Below are 15,246 nucleotides of genomic sequence, written 5' to 3'. Positions count from 1 at the left end.
CTATATAAATTTATATAAAAGGCAGGGATATCATGAAAGCACAGCGCTTGGTAGATGACAAAAAAGCAACATACAGCAAGGAAGTTCAGAAGCACTTTAACCTAAAAATAAATGGAAAAATTTACACACAACCCTTACCGCCATCACCTTCCTCATCCCCTATGCAGAAGAAAAACCTTAAATACAAACCTCAAAATAAAGTTCTACGCACGTATGATAAAAAAGATCAAGTGGTAACCGGCACACAAGAAAGGCTCATAAAATCTGCCAAAACTAGATTAACTAAATACGAAAAGCTTCTATTAAGCAATCAGCTTTCAGAATCCGCGGCTCTTTACTCACCTTTTGGGTTAGAAGAGCTCGTGCGAATGGCTAGTAGAGAGGAGTGAACGATTTGTGTTGGGTGAAAAAGTAATCATTGATACAAACATTTGGGCTTCACATGCGCTTAATTATCCAGAAGTTGTGGAATATATTAATGAACTTATTTCAAATAATACGGAATTTTTAATGCCTACCGTTGTACAAATGGAACTTCTGTCGCATTGGGAAGTAGAAACAAATCCTCAAGTCAAAGCAGTAAAAAATCATTATATTTACGATATGACCGATAAGATTGTAGACGTTACAAGTGAAATTGCACAGCTAGCAGCTCAAATTCGCAGAAAAGCCAAAATAGAATCCAATAAAAAAATTAAAGGCCCGGATGCGATGATTGCCGCATCTGCTTTTATACATAATGCAAAACTAATTTCCAACAATAATAAAGATTTTGCTTGGATTACATTTAATTTCAGCTACCGAGGTCAACCATTATCTTATGTAAATCCTATTAAAGACACGATTGCTTACGCTTCTTTTATTAAAAGCTTTGAACCTCCCAACCTTCCCGGTGCTGATAACTTACAAGAAAACGAGAAGGAAAGTTAATTTGTTTTTGCTTTCAAAACACTCCTTGTCTCCCGCCTTTTTCAAATTAAAAGTTTGATGGGTACATACTCCAATTCTTTCTATATTGAATACAGTAAAAAGCATAAAAACTTAGGCGGTGAAAAGAGTGAATTACCCATATTACCCGGAACAACCTTTAGAAGAGTATCAATATGGCTATGATTATTATTCCAATCCCCAGGAAACTGAAGAAAGATTCCCTTATGGTTATTATCCATATCCTCGCCCACGTCCATTTTATCCTTATCCTTACCCTTACCCACGTCCTATTTATTACCACCCCCCTTACTTTTACCCTCGTCCTCGTCCGTTTTACCCACACCCAGTGTATTGGAGATAAAAAAAGAAGAGCTGTCAGCTCTTCTTTTTTGTTTCTTGATATTTAGACATCTCTTCTTTAATAATGGTCACAAACGCTTCATTTTGCTCAATTTCAAAAACAGTAATAGCTTTTTCTAGGTAAGCTATTCCTTCTTTAAGCTCACCAAGCTGACAGAGTGCTTCTCCAATTTGATAGTGCAGTTCTCCTAATAAATAAAGCGTCTCATGCTGAATACACAGCTCTAGTCCTGCTTGTGCATATTTAACCGACTTTTCATAACGTTCCATTTGCAAAAGCGCATGTGATAATCCATATAAAATTCGAATTTTGACAAGAGGATCTTTTAACTTAGGAAGCAAAGCAATATGCTGCAATCCTTCCATAAACGTACTGAACGCTTTTTTTAAATGACCTTCTTCTTCGTAAATAATGGCAATACTATTTAAAATAGCAATCTCTTTCTCTGAATAAAACTGTTCGCTCGTACGCGTGAACGCAATCGCTTTTTCCAATTTACGAAGCGCTTGTTCAAATTTATTTCCAATATAATAATCACATATGGCTTCGTGCCATAGGAAAAATTGTGCGTGAAAAGGATCTTGAAACATAGGATTATCTTTTTCTTTATCCACCATATGTAACACAGTTTCATAATCGCGTTTTCGTATATAATGCCTAATGGTCGATTTAATTTCTTTTGAATAATCGTTGGGCGTTAGCTCTCCTGCTTCAAAGAAATAATTCATCGGAACCCCTAAGCGTTTCGATAAATGATAGAGAACTTCACTGCTTGCATGAATTTCACCTTGTTCAAATCGATGTAGCTCTTCTTCTGTACAAATTCCTTCTGATAACTCGACAGTTGTCATTTCCGCAATCTTTCGCAGATCTTGAATCAGCTGACCTACTTGTTTTTTATCATTCAAAAAATCACCTTACTTAATGTCAATGAACTCTGTGAAAACAACGTTCCATTATGTTTTTATAAGTCTATTGTACCATTTAGGTAGTTTTTTTATCAATAGTATCAAGAAAAATATCCCAAGAAAGATTGTTCTAGTTATAGTATTATTTTAGACAATCTCCTGCTTCTTCTTTTGAAATGTATCCTTCTTGCACTCCATATAACACTTGATCACATCGCCATAAAGTAGAACTATATCCATCGTTTTCTTCCATTTCTTGATTAATTTGTTGCTTTGTTTCGTCTGTGAAACTTTCTTCTTGTTGTTGACGAACCTCTTCTTCGTATTGATCTGGAGCAGAAATATCTTCATTTACTTCAGATTCTTCATATTGATCAGCATGAGATAATTCTTCATCATTTGTTTGTTGCTTTTGACTTTGTGCTACTTGAACTTGTTGTTTCTTTTTTTCTTCTGCTTCTTGCGCTGCGATACGTTGTTGTTCAGCAATCTTTTGTTGTCTTTGTTGCTCAACTACTTCGGCTTGACGGTTAGCTTCCGCTTCTTCTCTTGCTTTCTGCTCTGCTAATTCTTTAGCTTTTTTTCTTCTTCAACTTTTACACTATACGCACGTAAATCTTTCTGTTCGTTTTGAATTTGCTGAGATTCAGACTTTTTATCTAAATCTTTGCCTTCAGGCTTCTTCTTAGGTGCTCCAGCTACACTTTTCTTCTCTAGTGAATTATTCTCCTTCTCATCACCGTCACAAGCACCCATAGTCAAACTCAAAGACAACAAAGCAGTACCAATTAGCAACTTTTTCACAGAATTCTCCCCTTTTGTTTGATGGAAGCCGCAATCAGAAGTACCTTAAATTTCTTTTTATATAGTGTTACTTTAAACTGATAAACTAAGTTGGCTGATTACTTTTTCTAAATTCATAATTAATTGGTTGGGTCTGCAACTATTATTCATTACGTTATGACATATTTGAGGAAGCTCAAGCTTAACCCCTACAATTGCTCTATCACAGTACTTATCCCTTCAACGAGTAAATAATACCACAAAATAGGTTATTTTTGTTATTTTTTCAATTATATTTCTTTTTTTACCCCCAATAAATTTCCGTTAAAACCGCTAATATTCCCCATACCTTCTTCTCTATAATCCATTATAATACTTTCCCTAACCTCAAGAATTTCTTTTCTTCTTTTTCAGTTTGTTCTAGCATGGATAAAGCACTTAAGTCAGCTGGCGTTTGGAATGTTAAAGTGGATAAATTATACGGGAAAATTGAGAAGCAAAAAAGCCCAATCCAATTAAGGAAAGGACTTTTCAACTAATACTGGTTAGTCATATTTTCTACTAATATCATAAACCTTCCAGCCTGATTTAGAGTTTATTTTATACTTACGCTAATGAGTTATTATTGGTCACAGCCAACCCCATCACCATCACGGTCTAGATGTTTAGCGTAACCCGGTTGTCCTTGGTAAACAGGTGCTGCTCCTGCTGCCCTAGCCTCTGTACAGTTTTTATAGAAAACTGTCTGAGTTTGTTGTTGCTGTTGAGCCTGTGCTGCTTGATCTTTTTCCTCATCTTCTTTACGTGCTTGGTCTGCCTCGACTTGTTCTTTTTGTTTCTGTTCAGCTACACGTTTTTCCTCAGCAATACGGGCTGCTTCTTCTGCCTTAGCTTGCGCTTTCTCTTTAGCTTTTTGTTCTTCTAATTTCTGAGCTTCCTCTTGTTTCTTTTGTTCCTCAGCTTTTTTTTGAGTTTCTTCCTTTTTAGCTGTTTCTTCTGCTTTTTCTTTATTTACACTAGCAACTACTTTCTTCTCTAAGTTAGGACTCATTTCAACTTTCTTAACTACCTTGTCATTATCATCAAACGTTACTTGAACCCATTCTCCAGACTTTTGAGCTTCAGCGAATGTGTAAACATGTTTTTTCATCTTAGTGGCTAAATAACCCTTCATAACATTTTCTTTAATGAATTTAGATTTGTTAATTCCCTCATCCGGTTCTTCTACTCCAACCATTTTATAAACAATTGCTGCTGCTTCAGTAAATGCCAATGTAGGCTTTACACTTGTTGCTGTTGAAGTTGCTTTCTTTTCAACCTTAGTCTCTTTTTTAGCTACTTGTGGTTCCTCTTCTTTACTTCCGTCCACTGTTGCTAGAATTGCAAATAGAGTAAAACTTACCAGTGCAATAATGAAATATTTTTTACTTTTCTTCTTTCTTGCCAATTGTATTAATCCCCAGATTAAAAAAACTATAAAGATAAACACTGAAAGTAAACCAATAACTGCTATCATTTTTTCACTTCTCTCCCTTTATTTCCAATAGTTACAATTTTACTATATTTTTAGTATTTTTTTTAATTAAATATTAGAAAAGCTATCGATAAAAATATGGTTATTCATTAATTTGTTTTACTCTATTCAGATTAAGGATATTAAGATGTTTTAATTTTTTTGAGTTACTTCCATTTAGAAACCCTGAACTTGCATGTCTTTGTTACTTATTATAGTTATATGCTAGAAACTTAAGGACTTAGCATCTCCTTAGTGGTAACCAACGCATTTCCAACTTTATAATATAGACTCAGCTAATCTATCAAGTACTTGTATATCGTCCCAACTTGGTTATTTATCATATAAATTTGATAAGCTCATTCCCATACTATTCCTTATATTCTTTTCTCCCTATCAATAAATAAAAACAGCACATCCATGTGCTGTTTTTCTCAAGTTTGTATGCTTTACTATATATCCTTAAATAGAATCAAATACTTGACGCAGTTGAGCTGCGCTTTTATTAATTGCCTGCTGAGCAAGTGGGACAAATTCATGAAACCCTAAAAATCCGTGAATCATCGTTTCATAATTTTCGTAGGTGACGGGAACACCGTGATTTTTTAATGCGTCCGCGTAGTCTTTTCCGCTATCTCTTAGAGGGTCGTACTGTGCTGTAATAATGGTAGCGCTTGGTAGACTCGATAAATCTTCTAGTAATACCGGAGCGTTATAGGGATGCTGCTCTTCTTCTTTATTATTTAAGTACTGAAGGCGAAACCAATCCATAAGATCTTTTGAAAGAAGGTATCCTTCGGCATTTTCTTTCATAGAGGCAGGATGCTGATTTTTAAATCCTACAGACGGATAAATAAGCATCTGATGAACAATGGATGGACCTTGTCCTTGTTTTGCTAAAATGCTTACAACCGCAGCAAGGTTGCCACCGGCACTATCTCCTCCAACGGCAATTTTGTTTGAATCGATATTTAATTGAGACGCGTGAGCTGAAATCCACTCCAAGGCGTCATAGGCATCGTTCACTGCAGCGGGAAATTTACTCTCAGGAGCAAGGCGGTAATCAACAGACACTACAATACAGTTTGTTTCATTTGCATACGACCTGCATATGGAATCATGAGTATCCAGGCTTCCTAATACCCAGCCTCCTCCGTGATAATAAACAAGAGCGGGAAATGGCCCTGTTCCTTCAGGCTCATACACTCGTATAGTGAGGGTACGTTCATTTAATTGGATTTCTTCATTATATACTTTTTTAACTGCTTCTTTAGAAGGAGTTAAAGACATCTTTTCCATTTCCCTCAGCTGCAGGGGTGTAACGTCCTCTAAAGAAGGACGGGGCATTTCGTTATATTGATTTAGAAATATTTGAATATGCGGATCTAACGGCATTCTTCTTCTCTCTCCTTTCAAGGTAACTCTATATGTAATGATGAATGAAATTTCAGAAAAAATCCAATATATTGTCTTCTCGGCAGGCTTTTGTTTGTTTTAATTAAAAATGGGTATAACAATTAAATAAAGAGGATGATATTCGTATATATTTTATTCTCACCTATATAAATATAAATACGTACAAAGGAGGCACAATGATGATTATTGTTTATATAAGCTTAGCTGTTGTTTTGGCATCACTTGCGTATCTTATTTACGCAGGCGTATCATTTAATAAAAAAATCAAGCCAACTGTGAACTCTGTAAATGCCACTTCTCAACATCTTCAAAACGAAACTGATCATATTAAAGAAAAAACAAACCATTTAAAAGTAACACAAGCAGCGATTAAAACGGATATACAGTACAAAAAAGATTCGGTCAAATATACAGCCAACTCATTTAAACAGCTTGTGAATAGCTTTAAACGTTAAAAAAGGAAACCTTTATAAAGGTTTCCTTTTTTATTACATCGCCTGAGACGTATCTTTAGGAGGTGCAGCCGTTTTGTTTCGGTGATAGATAGCATTAATCTCTCCTCCAATGACGAGAATTAACCCCGTTAAAAATAGCCAAAGCATCAGAACAATTACGCCTCCTAAGCTTCCATAAGTAGCAGAATAATTGCCAAAGTTGCTTACGTAAAATGAGAACCCTAAAGATGTCAGCTGCCATAGCAGCGTAGCAGCGAGTGCGCCGGGCCATACGTGAGCAAAAGGAAATGTTTTGTTTGGCGCTAATCTGTATAATACGGATAAAACAAGTACCATAATGCCGACACCAACAATCCAGCGCAGAATATTTAAAACCACTGTTGTACCTGAAGGAAGAGAAAACCATTCGCTTATCCAATTTAACAAAACCCCTCCGAACACTGGTAAAAGAAGCGATACAACAATTGTTACAATTAATCCAATTGTTAAAAGAATGGACAAGCCTCTTACTTTAATAAACGAGCGCTGTTCTTTCACGTCGTAGGCTTGGTTCATTGCACGAATAAAGGCGTTCATACCGTTTGAAGCGGACCAAATGGTTCCTAAAATCCCTACAGTCAGTAACCCGCCGTTTGGTTGGCTTACAAATTGAGCTACGTTATCCTTAAAGATTGCAGCCGTTTCTCCCGGCATAACGCTTTGAAGAAGATCGATTGCCTCTGCCGGTTTAATAGATAGATACGGAACAATCGATATCAGTAAAATAAGCATAGGGAATAATGATAGCATATAATAATAGGCTTGCTCAGCCGCTAGTCCCGTTGCTTGGTCTTCTTGAATTTCTTTACCAAGACTTTTTCCGAATGATAATAGCTTTTTCATGATAAACCTCTACTTTCTCTTTTTTTGTTCTTTTCCCATTTTATGCACTTTTCAACCTTGAAAGTGGAGAATTTCGAGCAAAATCTCAAATCAAGCGACCATGAGAAAGTAGAATGATGTTTCCTAAACAAAAAAAGTTCCGGCTCAAAAGAGCCAGAACTTTTCATCAAAGTATTTATGTAGAGCAGACTAGCGAATGTGTCCTTGTGCACCGCTTAATTGCTGCTGCGCCATTGCAACAAGATGCTTCGTCATTTCTCCACCAACAGAACCATTTGCGCGAGCCGTCTGCTCAGCGCCAAGCTGAACGTTAAGTCTTCCCGCGATTTCCGTTTTTAACTGATCAAGAAGCTGTTCAGCACCTTGAACTAAAATAGGATTACGATTTGCCATGTTTATCACTCCTTTCCTTCAACAGCTTATATAGGTTAATGTTCCTTTCACTTGAAATTTTATACAACATCCTTCAAAAAAAAAGATCCCTGGCTATCGCCGAGATCTTTTTTTCTTTTTAAGCTTTTCTACACTCGTTCAAGAGGCATTGTGCAGCAGCGGAAAGAACCGCCGGACTTAATAATTTCAGATATATCAACTTCAATCACTTTATAGCCTCGTTTCCTTAACTCTTCATTCACTTCTGTATTTATTGGCAGACTGATCACCCGTTGATTACCGATGGATAATACATTGTTTCCCATCGTAAACTGCTCTTCTTTTGTTACTTCAATTAAGTCATATTTCATGCGAAGTAAATTTAATTCTTTCTCATGTAAAGCGGGTGAAAATACAAGCGCTTCTGTAGGTGATAAAATATTTAACACACAATCAAGATGAAGATAAGACCGATCAATAGGAATCGGAACAACCTCATACGCTGGAAGCAGCTCTTGGATATGCTCCACGCCTTCTTTACTTGTACGGTCGCTGAGTGCAATAAAAATAGCTTGTCCATCAATCAGCACATCTCCACCTTCAATGGAGTGGTCCGGTACCTGATGGAAAGGAATACCTTGCTGCTGCAGCCAATCGGCTAGCACTTGTTCTTCTCCGCTTCGAATTTCGCTGCCCATTTTCGTGACAATAACGGTATCTCCGAGCGTATAGCCAATATCCCGTGTAAATACTTGTTCTGGAAATGGCTCTTGTGCAGATAGTCCGATGACTTCAATCCCTTCTTTTTGAAGACATTCGACAAATTGACGGTGCTGCTTTGAAGCTAAGCTCTCATCAATGTTTTCGTCCGCATAATGCTTTTGTGTTTCATTAATAATTTCTTCAATTTTCATATATGTAGGTGGACAAACGACCACACGTTTTAATGTATCATACTCATTTTTACATCCATAACTATTCGTCATTTTAGCTGGCTGTTTCATTTGCATCTTTTTAAATCCCCCTTCGTGCATTTATGTACAGTGTTCCCTAAATCGCCTGAAACATAAACACGATTTTGCTAAGGAAACACCCCTGCGCATCTATCTGAAAAGCTTTTTCAGGCAAGAAAAACAAAAAAAACACAATACTTCTTCTAATTACAATAACTGTTAGTATAAAATAGTCTAGTAACTGTACAAAAAATTGGAGGTTAATATGAATAAAATAGCGAACGCATTATATGCGGGCAGAAAAATTTTATTACTACTGTGGGTCATCCTAATTGTCGGATTTGGCTTTTATGCGGCTAAGCTTCCTTCTGTGCTTGGAGGAAACGGATTTGAAATGAAAGGAATGTATAAAGATACCGAGCAGCTTTTAGTTAATAAATTTGATGTTAGCGAAGCTCAGATCATCGTTTTGTTTGAAAAAAAAGACGGAGTTTCTGACTCGAAATTCCAGCAAACGATCGCTCAGTATATGCAAAAAGCAAAGGACAAATCAGACGCGTCGAAAGTTGACATACCAACGGCTTCTAACAAGATGATAAAAGGAAGCACAGCGTATGGAATTATCCACTTTAATCACGATGATGGAACGATGGATAAACGAGTGGAAAAGATCAGAACTCTTTCATCTGAAGAAAAAGAAGTTAGTGTAAAATTAACCGGTGGTCCTATTATTGAAAAAGATATGAATACAGCAAGCCAAGCAGATTTAGCAAAAGCAGAAGCCATTGGTATTCCTGTTGCTTTAGTTGTGCTTCTTCTAGCTTTTGGCGGCGTGGTAGCCGCTGCAATTCCTCTTATGATAGGAATTGTAACCGTCGTTACCACCATGGGCGTTGTCTATTTCTTTCATCCGTACACAGAGCTGTCCATCTTCATTTTAAACGTGATTCCAATGATTGGATTAGCTCTTAGTATTGACTTTGCCCTTTTATTTATTAATCGCTTTAAAGAAGAAATTCAAACGAAATCGGTAGAACAAGCAATCAAAATCACCATTCAAACAGCGGGACGCTCAGTCATCTTCTCCGGATTATGCGTATTTATTGGATTAGCGGGAATGCTGTTTATTCAAGTTGATATTTTTCAAAACGTCGCTCTTGGAGGAATGGCTGTTGTTTTTATTGCTGTGTTTTCAGCTCTTACGCTGCTTCCTTCCATACTGGCTATACTAGGTACACGCATCAATCGTTTACGCATCTTAAAAATCAGTGAACAAGGCGGTCAGTCTAGGTGGCGTTCATTCGCTACATTTGTCATGAAAAAGCCTGTAGCTATGACGATTGTTTCTCTTATTATTCTGTTAGTAGCACTTATTCCCGTTCGAGACATGCATCTAGAAATACCGTCTTCAGAAGCACTGCCAACAAAATACGAGTCTCGTCAAGCTTTTGACACGTATAACGATACGTTTATAAATAAAAACACGGCAGACGTTTATTTTGTGTTAGAAGCTAAGCAAGATATGCTGAAGGAAAAGCCTTTAACAAATGCCTTTACTTTTATAAAACAATTAAAAGAAGATTCGTTAGTTAAGCAAGTTGATTCTATTTCTACCGCTTTAAACGTAAAATCCAGTGATCAGCTTCAAGCTATGCTGAACAACCCGCAGATAAGCGCGCAGACAAAGCCAGCTGTAGATTCGTTTATTAACGAACATTATATGCTCATAAAAGCTACGCTAGATACAGACCAAAATTCAGATCAAGCAAAAGATTTTGTTCGAAAATGGAAAGAGAAACGTTCACCTTTCACCGTTCATATTGGCGGCTATCCAAAATTCGAACAAGAAATATTTGATGAAATTTATGAAAAGGCGCCTTATGGCCTGGCTCTTGTTTTATTTTCAACGTATGTCATTTTAATGATTGCTTTTCGTTCCGTCCTGATTCCTTTAAAAGCTATCATTATGAATATTTTAAGCTTAACAGCTACGTTTGGTTTACTTGTATGGCTGTTTCAAAATGGACATTTAGGTCTTACCCAATCCAATATCGCTTTAGTGCTGCCGGTCTTTGTTTTCGGCCTTGTATTTGGGCTTAGCATGGACTACGAAGTCTTTTTGATTTCACGCATTCACGAAGTGTATCATCAAACGAAGGATAACAATGTAGCAACGGTAGAAGGCCTAGCTTCCACTAGTAAAATCATTACGAGCGCTGCTTTAATCATGATTGTCATTACAGGAGCCTTTGCTTTTACAGACGTAACGCCTGTTAAACAAATGGGTGTAGGAATTGCCTTAGCTATATTTATCGATGCAACGATTGTCAGAATGCTTCTTGTCCCTTCTCTTATGAAATTGCTTGGAGATGCCAACTGGTGGTTTTTCACTAAAAAAAGCGATAAGTCCAGTTCCAACGAACAGGTAAAATCATGATAAAAAAACCCGCTCAAGTGAGCGGGTTTTTCATTGAAGATTTCTTTATCGACTTAATTTAGCAAAAGCGATAATGCCTTCTTCATCGTCTAATTCCAGTTCTAGTCCTGCTGCGTATGGGTCTACGTTCATTTCCGTATCCAGCCAATAGCGCAGGGCTTCGATAATGTTCAAAGTAATATGAACCTGTTTACGATCATGCACGTATGACTCTGCTGAAAAACCGTAGTCATCATCATACATTAGCTCAATCTCTACTTCTTGAGGCTGAACTTGTTTTTTTTCTGCGATATACAAACACATCGCATTGATAATATCTTGTTCAGAAATTTTTATTGTCTCCAAGATTTCACTTCCTCATTTTTACGCTTGTTGCTACGTACGCTTTGGAATAACTTTACTACAAGAAGAATTAAAGCTACAATCACAAGCATATTTACCATAAAGCCTAAAATTGGGCCTAATGGTCCTAAGCTAGATAATAAGCTTCCAAATAATAAGCCCGCAATTCCTCCCATTAAAAGACCTTTCATTAAGCCGCCGCGCTTTGAACCAGCTGCTGTACTTTTAGATGATGAGTTTTTAGATGTATTGTTTTGCTTAACCGAATTACTGTTATTGTTTTTAAATAAGCTTGATTGGTTATTGCTTCCGCTGTCAAAAGAGCGCTTTCCTGATTTATACCCTTTTGCACTTGCTACGTTTGAACCGTCATGAATAAGTGATCCACCGACTGGTGAAAACACAACCGCTAATGCGATAAATGCGGCCAATAATTTTTTTACCATTGCTTTCCCTCCACTAAATGACTAACGTCACATATGTTTTTTCATATATGATTTCCATATATGTTCCTACGTTTCATCATACCAAAAGGTTTCACTTTTTTATATAAAAATGCATAAAGCTCCATTAAATGTTCACAGGATTAAACATTTGCACGTATTTCGTGTGTATATAAGACCATTTAAGTGTAAATCAGAGACATTCATAAAACTGAACAAAGATTCTTCCTTCATCCTCGTTAAATACAGCTTATTTTACACTTTGCGGAAAATATTATCTAAAGTCACTTTTGCAGAGTTCTTTCGTTTCTCCCCTTCTTTCATAATGTCTTTATAGGCTATCTTCTCCTTTGTTACTAATTAAAGGATATATGTGCTTATATGACGAATACCATACGAGAAACAGCGCCTCAAAGATATAATACAATGCATTAAAAATTGGCTCTGAAATATTCTAGTGCTGTACGTTTGCAGTTAAGTAATTGGTGGTCAATTGCTTAACGTTATCTACTTGCCTTCTCATAAATAAGAGCTTTCTCTTATATGAATATGTATAGATAAACTAAAGTTACAAAGGAGAGATATGATGTTGAATGAACAGCTCCCATTATCAACAGCAAATTTATCAGATGCAATGGAAGGTGCCAACCACTTAGACTTTTCTATTAAGCCCTTGCAGCGTCATTACAAACTATTCGGGCCGGCTCTTACCGTAGATACGCCCGCTGGCAATAATTACTCAGTGCTTGAAGCGATTCGACTAGCGGAGCCGGGAAGTGTGCTCGTTATTGATGGTAAAAGCTACTGTAACCGTGCCTTAGCAGGAGATTTCGTAGTAGCCATGGCGAAGCTTGTTGGAATAAGCGGTATTGTACTAGATGGGGTTATACGAGATCAAGAAGACATCGAAAAGCTCGATTTCCCCGTATTTTGTAAGGGCTCTACGATCGCAGCAAGCAGCAAAAAAGAAAAAGGAAAGGTAAACGAGATCATTTCCTGCGGGGGCGTAAAAATCCGTCCTGGGGACTTTATTGCAGGTGATGACGGTGGAGTGATTGTCATTCCCAAGGAGCAAGCCGAAGAAGTATTAGCAAAAGCACGAGAAAAATGGCAAAAAGATAAAGACCGAGAGAACGAAGTATTAATTAGCAAAGAAACGGTATATACCTATTTAGATAAAGCCCTAAAATAAAAGACCTCCGCTTGGAGGTCTTTTATTTGTCATATTGTAAAAATTCTAATCGATTTCCAAACTGGTCATGGACAAAAAAACGCTCTCTCCCTGCAATAGGCTCTTCTTCAGAAAGAACGCAGCCCGAATGTGCCAATTTACGTCTAAGCGTCTTGATATCTTCCACGACAAAAGCTGGATGCGCTTTTTTAGCAGGTATGTAGTCATCTTGAATACTGATATGCACTTCTTGAGTCCCACATTGAAACCATATGCCGCCTCTGTGCCTTAAATTTTCCGGCTTAAGAACAGTTTTCATTCCTAAAAGATTTTCATAAAAATTTCTTGCTTCTTGCTCGCATCCTTCTGGACCAAGAAGCTGAACATGATCAATTCCCAGAAACATCCACAAACCCCTTTCAAAAAACGTCTTCCTAAAAGTTATTAATCAATGACTCTAGGATTATGAATAACCTGCAGCTCTTTTACAGCTTGCTTCATTTCGCTTTTGCAAATTGGACAAGTTGGCTGATCTCCGCTTTTAAAGTTATCTCGAACCCAACAATTACACGTATCTGATGTACATTCCCAAACTTTTGTTTCTTCAATAACAGCCGGCTCTAAATTTTTACGATTATACATACACATCGTCTCCTTTAAACAGTACTTTTTAAGTGGATAATAAATGAAGATTAACTTAGCGTGTAAATGCGGTAAATGGTGCAAGATAAAGTGATACTATACATCCGTAAATCAATCTTTGAGGAATAATACGGCGTCTTGAAAGACTAAAATAAAAATGAAGTTATAACAAAGCAGATAGCAGTTGCTTTTCTTAAAACAACGGGATAGTCTGAAAAGAACAAAAATGAAGATCACAAAAATTATATATTTTACTATTATAACAGAGTTTATAATTTTTTACAAATCAGCTTCCATTTACTTGTTTTGCTTTTCATAAAAAAAAAAGCGAGCACATGATTAGGCTCGCTTTTGATTTCTTATCGAGTTTGTCCGTTTCCACTCATAATATATTTAATTGTCGTAAGTGCAGGAAGTCCCATTGGACCACGTGCATGAAGCTTTTGAGTTGAAATCCCAATTTCAGCTCCAAATCCTAAAGCTCCTCCGTCAGTAAAGCGCGTAGATGCATTATGATACAGTGCGGCTGCATCAACTAATGACATAAAGCGTGAAACGGCTTGTTCATCTTCTGAAATGATGGCTTCGGAGTGTTTTGTTCCATATGTTTCAATATGGTCAATCGCTTCATCCACACTCTCTACTACTTTCATCGCAATTGCTAAGCGTAAATACTCTTCGGCCCAGTCTTTTTCAGCCGCTGGTTTTGCTCCAGGAATTTCACCTACTGTCGCTTTGTCACCATATACTTCAATACTATGATCGTTGAATGCTTGAATCAATTCATCTTTATGAGAATCGAGCCAGTTTTTGTGTACAAGAACCGTTTCTGCTGCGTTACACACCGCTGGTCGATTTGTTTTTGCATTAATTAAAATCGGAATGGCCTTCTTAACGTCAGCTTTTTCATCGATGTAAATATGGCAGTTTCCGACTCCCGTTTCTAACACGGGAACGGTTGCGTTATTGACGACCGCTTGAATCAATGAAGCCCCTCCGCGCGGAATCAGCACGTCAATATGCTCTTTCATTGTAAATAATTCTTGCGTAGCCGCACGATCTGTACTTGAAATAAACTGTACCGCTTCTTTAGGAATTGGCGTTTCATCAAGAGCTTTATGAATAATGTCCACGATAGCTTGGTTAGATGAAATAGCTGAAGAGCCGCCTTTTAACACAATAGCATTTCCAGATTTCAACGCTAGCCCTGTTGCATCTACCGTTACGTTTGGACGTGCTTCATAAATCATTCCGATCACGCCAAGAGGCACCCGTACTTGCTTTACATCTAGACCGTTATCCAATGTCCAGCTTGATAAAATATCGCCTGTTGGATCATCTAGCTCAGCAACTTCACGAAGGCCGTTTGCAAATTCTTTTACACGTTCCGCTGAAAGAGCAAGGCGGTCCATAAGCGCTTCGTCAAAACCTTTTTCTTTCCCGTTTTTTAAGTCTACTTCATTTGCTTTTAAAATATACTCCGTGTTGCTTTCAAGTGTAGAAGCAATCGTTAACAGCGCATCGTTCTTTTGCTTTGTTGTTAGTAAACTTAATTGCTTAGCTGCTTTTTTTGCTGAAATAGCTTGTTCTTCTACTGAATACGTTTCATTTGTTTGTAACACCAAATCACTCCTGGAT

The 15,246-nt window shown here is 37.2% G+C and carries 17 protein-coding genes; 5 read left to right on the top strand and 12 right to left on the bottom strand.

The features are described 5' to 3' along the window. Nucleotides 1–32: 32 nt before the first annotated feature. Nucleotides 33–389 (top strand): hypothetical protein, encoded by a 357-nt coding sequence (locus tag ACMX9J_RS02405; protein WP_047750992.1) that lies wholly within the window; start codon nucleotides 33–35, stop codon nucleotides 387–389. A 7-nt stretch (nucleotides 390–396) separates the two neighbouring features. Next, the gene (locus ACMX9J_RS02400; protein WP_047750993.1) at nucleotides 397–930 is read left to right on the top strand and encodes a PIN domain-containing protein; all 534 of its coding nucleotides are present in this window, start codon (nucleotides 397–399) and stop codon (nucleotides 928–930) included. A 375-nt stretch (nucleotides 931–1,305) separates the two neighbouring features. Here ACMX9J_RS02400 and ACMX9J_RS02395 read toward each other — a convergent pair whose 3' ends face one another. The 4 genes from ACMX9J_RS02395 to ACMX9J_RS02380 form a co-directional block, all read right to left on the bottom strand. Then, on the bottom strand, nucleotides 1,306–2,199 hold the full coding sequence (locus ACMX9J_RS02395) for a helix-turn-helix domain-containing protein (protein ID WP_034266057.1): 894 nt from the start codon (nucleotides 2,197–2,199) through the stop codon (nucleotides 1,306–1,308). Between the two features lie 564 nt (nucleotides 2,200–2,763). Continuing rightward, entirely contained in the window at nucleotides 2,764–3,003 is a 240-nt protein-coding gene (locus tag ACMX9J_RS02390; protein ID WP_416225371.1) for a hypothetical protein, read from the bottom strand. A 601-nt stretch (nucleotides 3,004–3,604) separates the two neighbouring features. Further along, a complete protein-coding gene (locus ACMX9J_RS02385; RefSeq protein WP_053001485.1) occupies nucleotides 3,605–4,498 on the bottom strand; it encodes an excalibur calcium-binding domain-containing protein in 894 nt (297 codons plus the stop codon). Nucleotides 4,499–4,957: 459 nt separating this feature from the next. Beyond that, a complete protein-coding gene (locus ACMX9J_RS02380) occupies nucleotides 4,958–5,890 on the bottom strand; it encodes an alpha/beta hydrolase fold domain-containing protein (RefSeq protein WP_047750996.1) in 933 nt (310 codons plus the stop codon). 200 nt (nucleotides 5,891–6,090) lie between these two features. Between ACMX9J_RS02380 and ACMX9J_RS02375 the strand changes: the two genes are divergently transcribed. Continuing rightward, the gene (locus tag ACMX9J_RS02375; protein ID WP_034266052.1) at nucleotides 6,091–6,366 is read left to right on the top strand and encodes a hypothetical protein; all 276 of its coding nucleotides are present in this window, start codon (nucleotides 6,091–6,093) and stop codon (nucleotides 6,364–6,366) included. Nucleotides 6,367–6,399: 33 nt separating this feature from the next. Here the strand turns inward: ACMX9J_RS02375 and ACMX9J_RS02370 are convergent, their stop codons facing one another. The 3 genes from ACMX9J_RS02370 to ACMX9J_RS02360 all read right to left on the bottom strand — a co-directional run bounded on the left by ACMX9J_RS02370 (nucleotide 6,400) and on the right by ACMX9J_RS02360 (nucleotide 8,630). Further along, nucleotides 6,400–7,248 carry a YihY/virulence factor BrkB family protein gene (locus ACMX9J_RS02370; RefSeq protein WP_033578946.1) on the bottom strand — a complete coding sequence of 283 codons (849 nt, stop codon included), beginning with the start codon at nucleotides 7,246–7,248 and terminating at the stop codon, nucleotides 6,400–6,402. A 189-nt stretch (nucleotides 7,249–7,437) separates the two neighbouring features. Next, entirely contained in the window at nucleotides 7,438–7,641 is a 204-nt protein-coding gene (locus ACMX9J_RS02365; protein WP_013056997.1) for an alpha/beta-type small acid-soluble spore protein, read from the bottom strand. 128 nt (nucleotides 7,642–7,769) lie between these two features. Then, the gene (locus ACMX9J_RS02360; RefSeq protein ID WP_416225370.1) at nucleotides 7,770–8,630 is read right to left on the bottom strand and encodes a dimethylarginine dimethylaminohydrolase family protein; all 861 of its coding nucleotides are present in this window, start codon (nucleotides 8,628–8,630) and stop codon (nucleotides 7,770–7,772) included. A 208-nt stretch (nucleotides 8,631–8,838) separates the two neighbouring features. Between ACMX9J_RS02360 and ACMX9J_RS02355 the strand changes: the two genes are divergently transcribed. Then, a complete protein-coding gene (locus ACMX9J_RS02355; RefSeq protein WP_047750997.1) occupies nucleotides 8,839–11,010 on the top strand; it encodes an MMPL family transporter in 2,172 nt (723 codons plus the stop codon). A gap of 45 nt (nucleotides 11,011–11,055) precedes the next feature. On the opposite strand, the gene ACMX9J_RS02350 is transcribed toward ACMX9J_RS02355, so the two are convergent. Both ACMX9J_RS02350 and ACMX9J_RS02345 read right to left on the bottom strand, forming a co-directional pair. Then, a complete protein-coding gene (locus tag ACMX9J_RS02350) occupies nucleotides 11,056–11,355 on the bottom strand; it encodes a YxcD family protein (RefSeq protein ID WP_014460159.1) in 300 nt (99 codons plus the stop codon). Next, nucleotides 11,343–11,798, bottom strand: a complete 456-nt coding sequence (locus tag ACMX9J_RS02345; RefSeq protein WP_033578944.1) for a hypothetical protein — start codon at nucleotides 11,796–11,798, stop codon at nucleotides 11,343–11,345. Before ACMX9J_RS02345 ends, ACMX9J_RS02350 begins: the two co-directional genes overlap by 13 nt. A 583-nt stretch (nucleotides 11,799–12,381) precedes the next feature. Here ACMX9J_RS02345 and ACMX9J_RS02340 point away from each other — a divergent pair. Beyond that, on the top strand, nucleotides 12,382–12,987 hold the full coding sequence (locus ACMX9J_RS02340; protein ID WP_034266024.1) for an RraA family protein: 606 nt from the start codon (nucleotides 12,382–12,384) through the stop codon (nucleotides 12,985–12,987). A gap of 22 nt (nucleotides 12,988–13,009) precedes the next feature. On the opposite strand, the gene ACMX9J_RS02335 is transcribed toward ACMX9J_RS02340, so the two are convergent. The 3 genes from ACMX9J_RS02335 to ACMX9J_RS02325 form a co-directional block, all read right to left on the bottom strand. Beyond that, the gene (locus tag ACMX9J_RS02335; protein WP_416225369.1) at nucleotides 13,010–13,372 is read right to left on the bottom strand and encodes a VOC family protein; all 363 of its coding nucleotides are present in this window, start codon (nucleotides 13,370–13,372) and stop codon (nucleotides 13,010–13,012) included. Between the two features lie 38 nt (nucleotides 13,373–13,410). Then, nucleotides 13,411–13,608 (bottom strand): cold-shock protein, encoded by a 198-nt coding sequence (locus ACMX9J_RS02330; protein ID WP_013056990.1) that lies wholly within the window; start codon nucleotides 13,606–13,608, stop codon nucleotides 13,411–13,413. A 359-nt stretch (nucleotides 13,609–13,967) separates the two neighbouring features. Beyond that, nucleotides 13,968–15,230 carry a glutamate-5-semialdehyde dehydrogenase gene (locus ACMX9J_RS02325; RefSeq protein ID WP_416225368.1) on the bottom strand — a complete coding sequence of 421 codons (1,263 nt, stop codon included), beginning with the start codon at nucleotides 15,228–15,230 and terminating at the stop codon, nucleotides 13,968–13,970. Nucleotides 15,231–15,246 lie beyond the last annotated feature (16 nt).

This window comes from Priestia sp. RMT2NF4, assembly GCF_047872835.1.
GTDB lineage: Bacteria > Bacillota > Bacilli > Bacillales > Bacillaceae_H > Priestia > Priestia zanthoxyli.
This window is presented reverse-complemented; position numbering and strand designations above follow the sequence as displayed.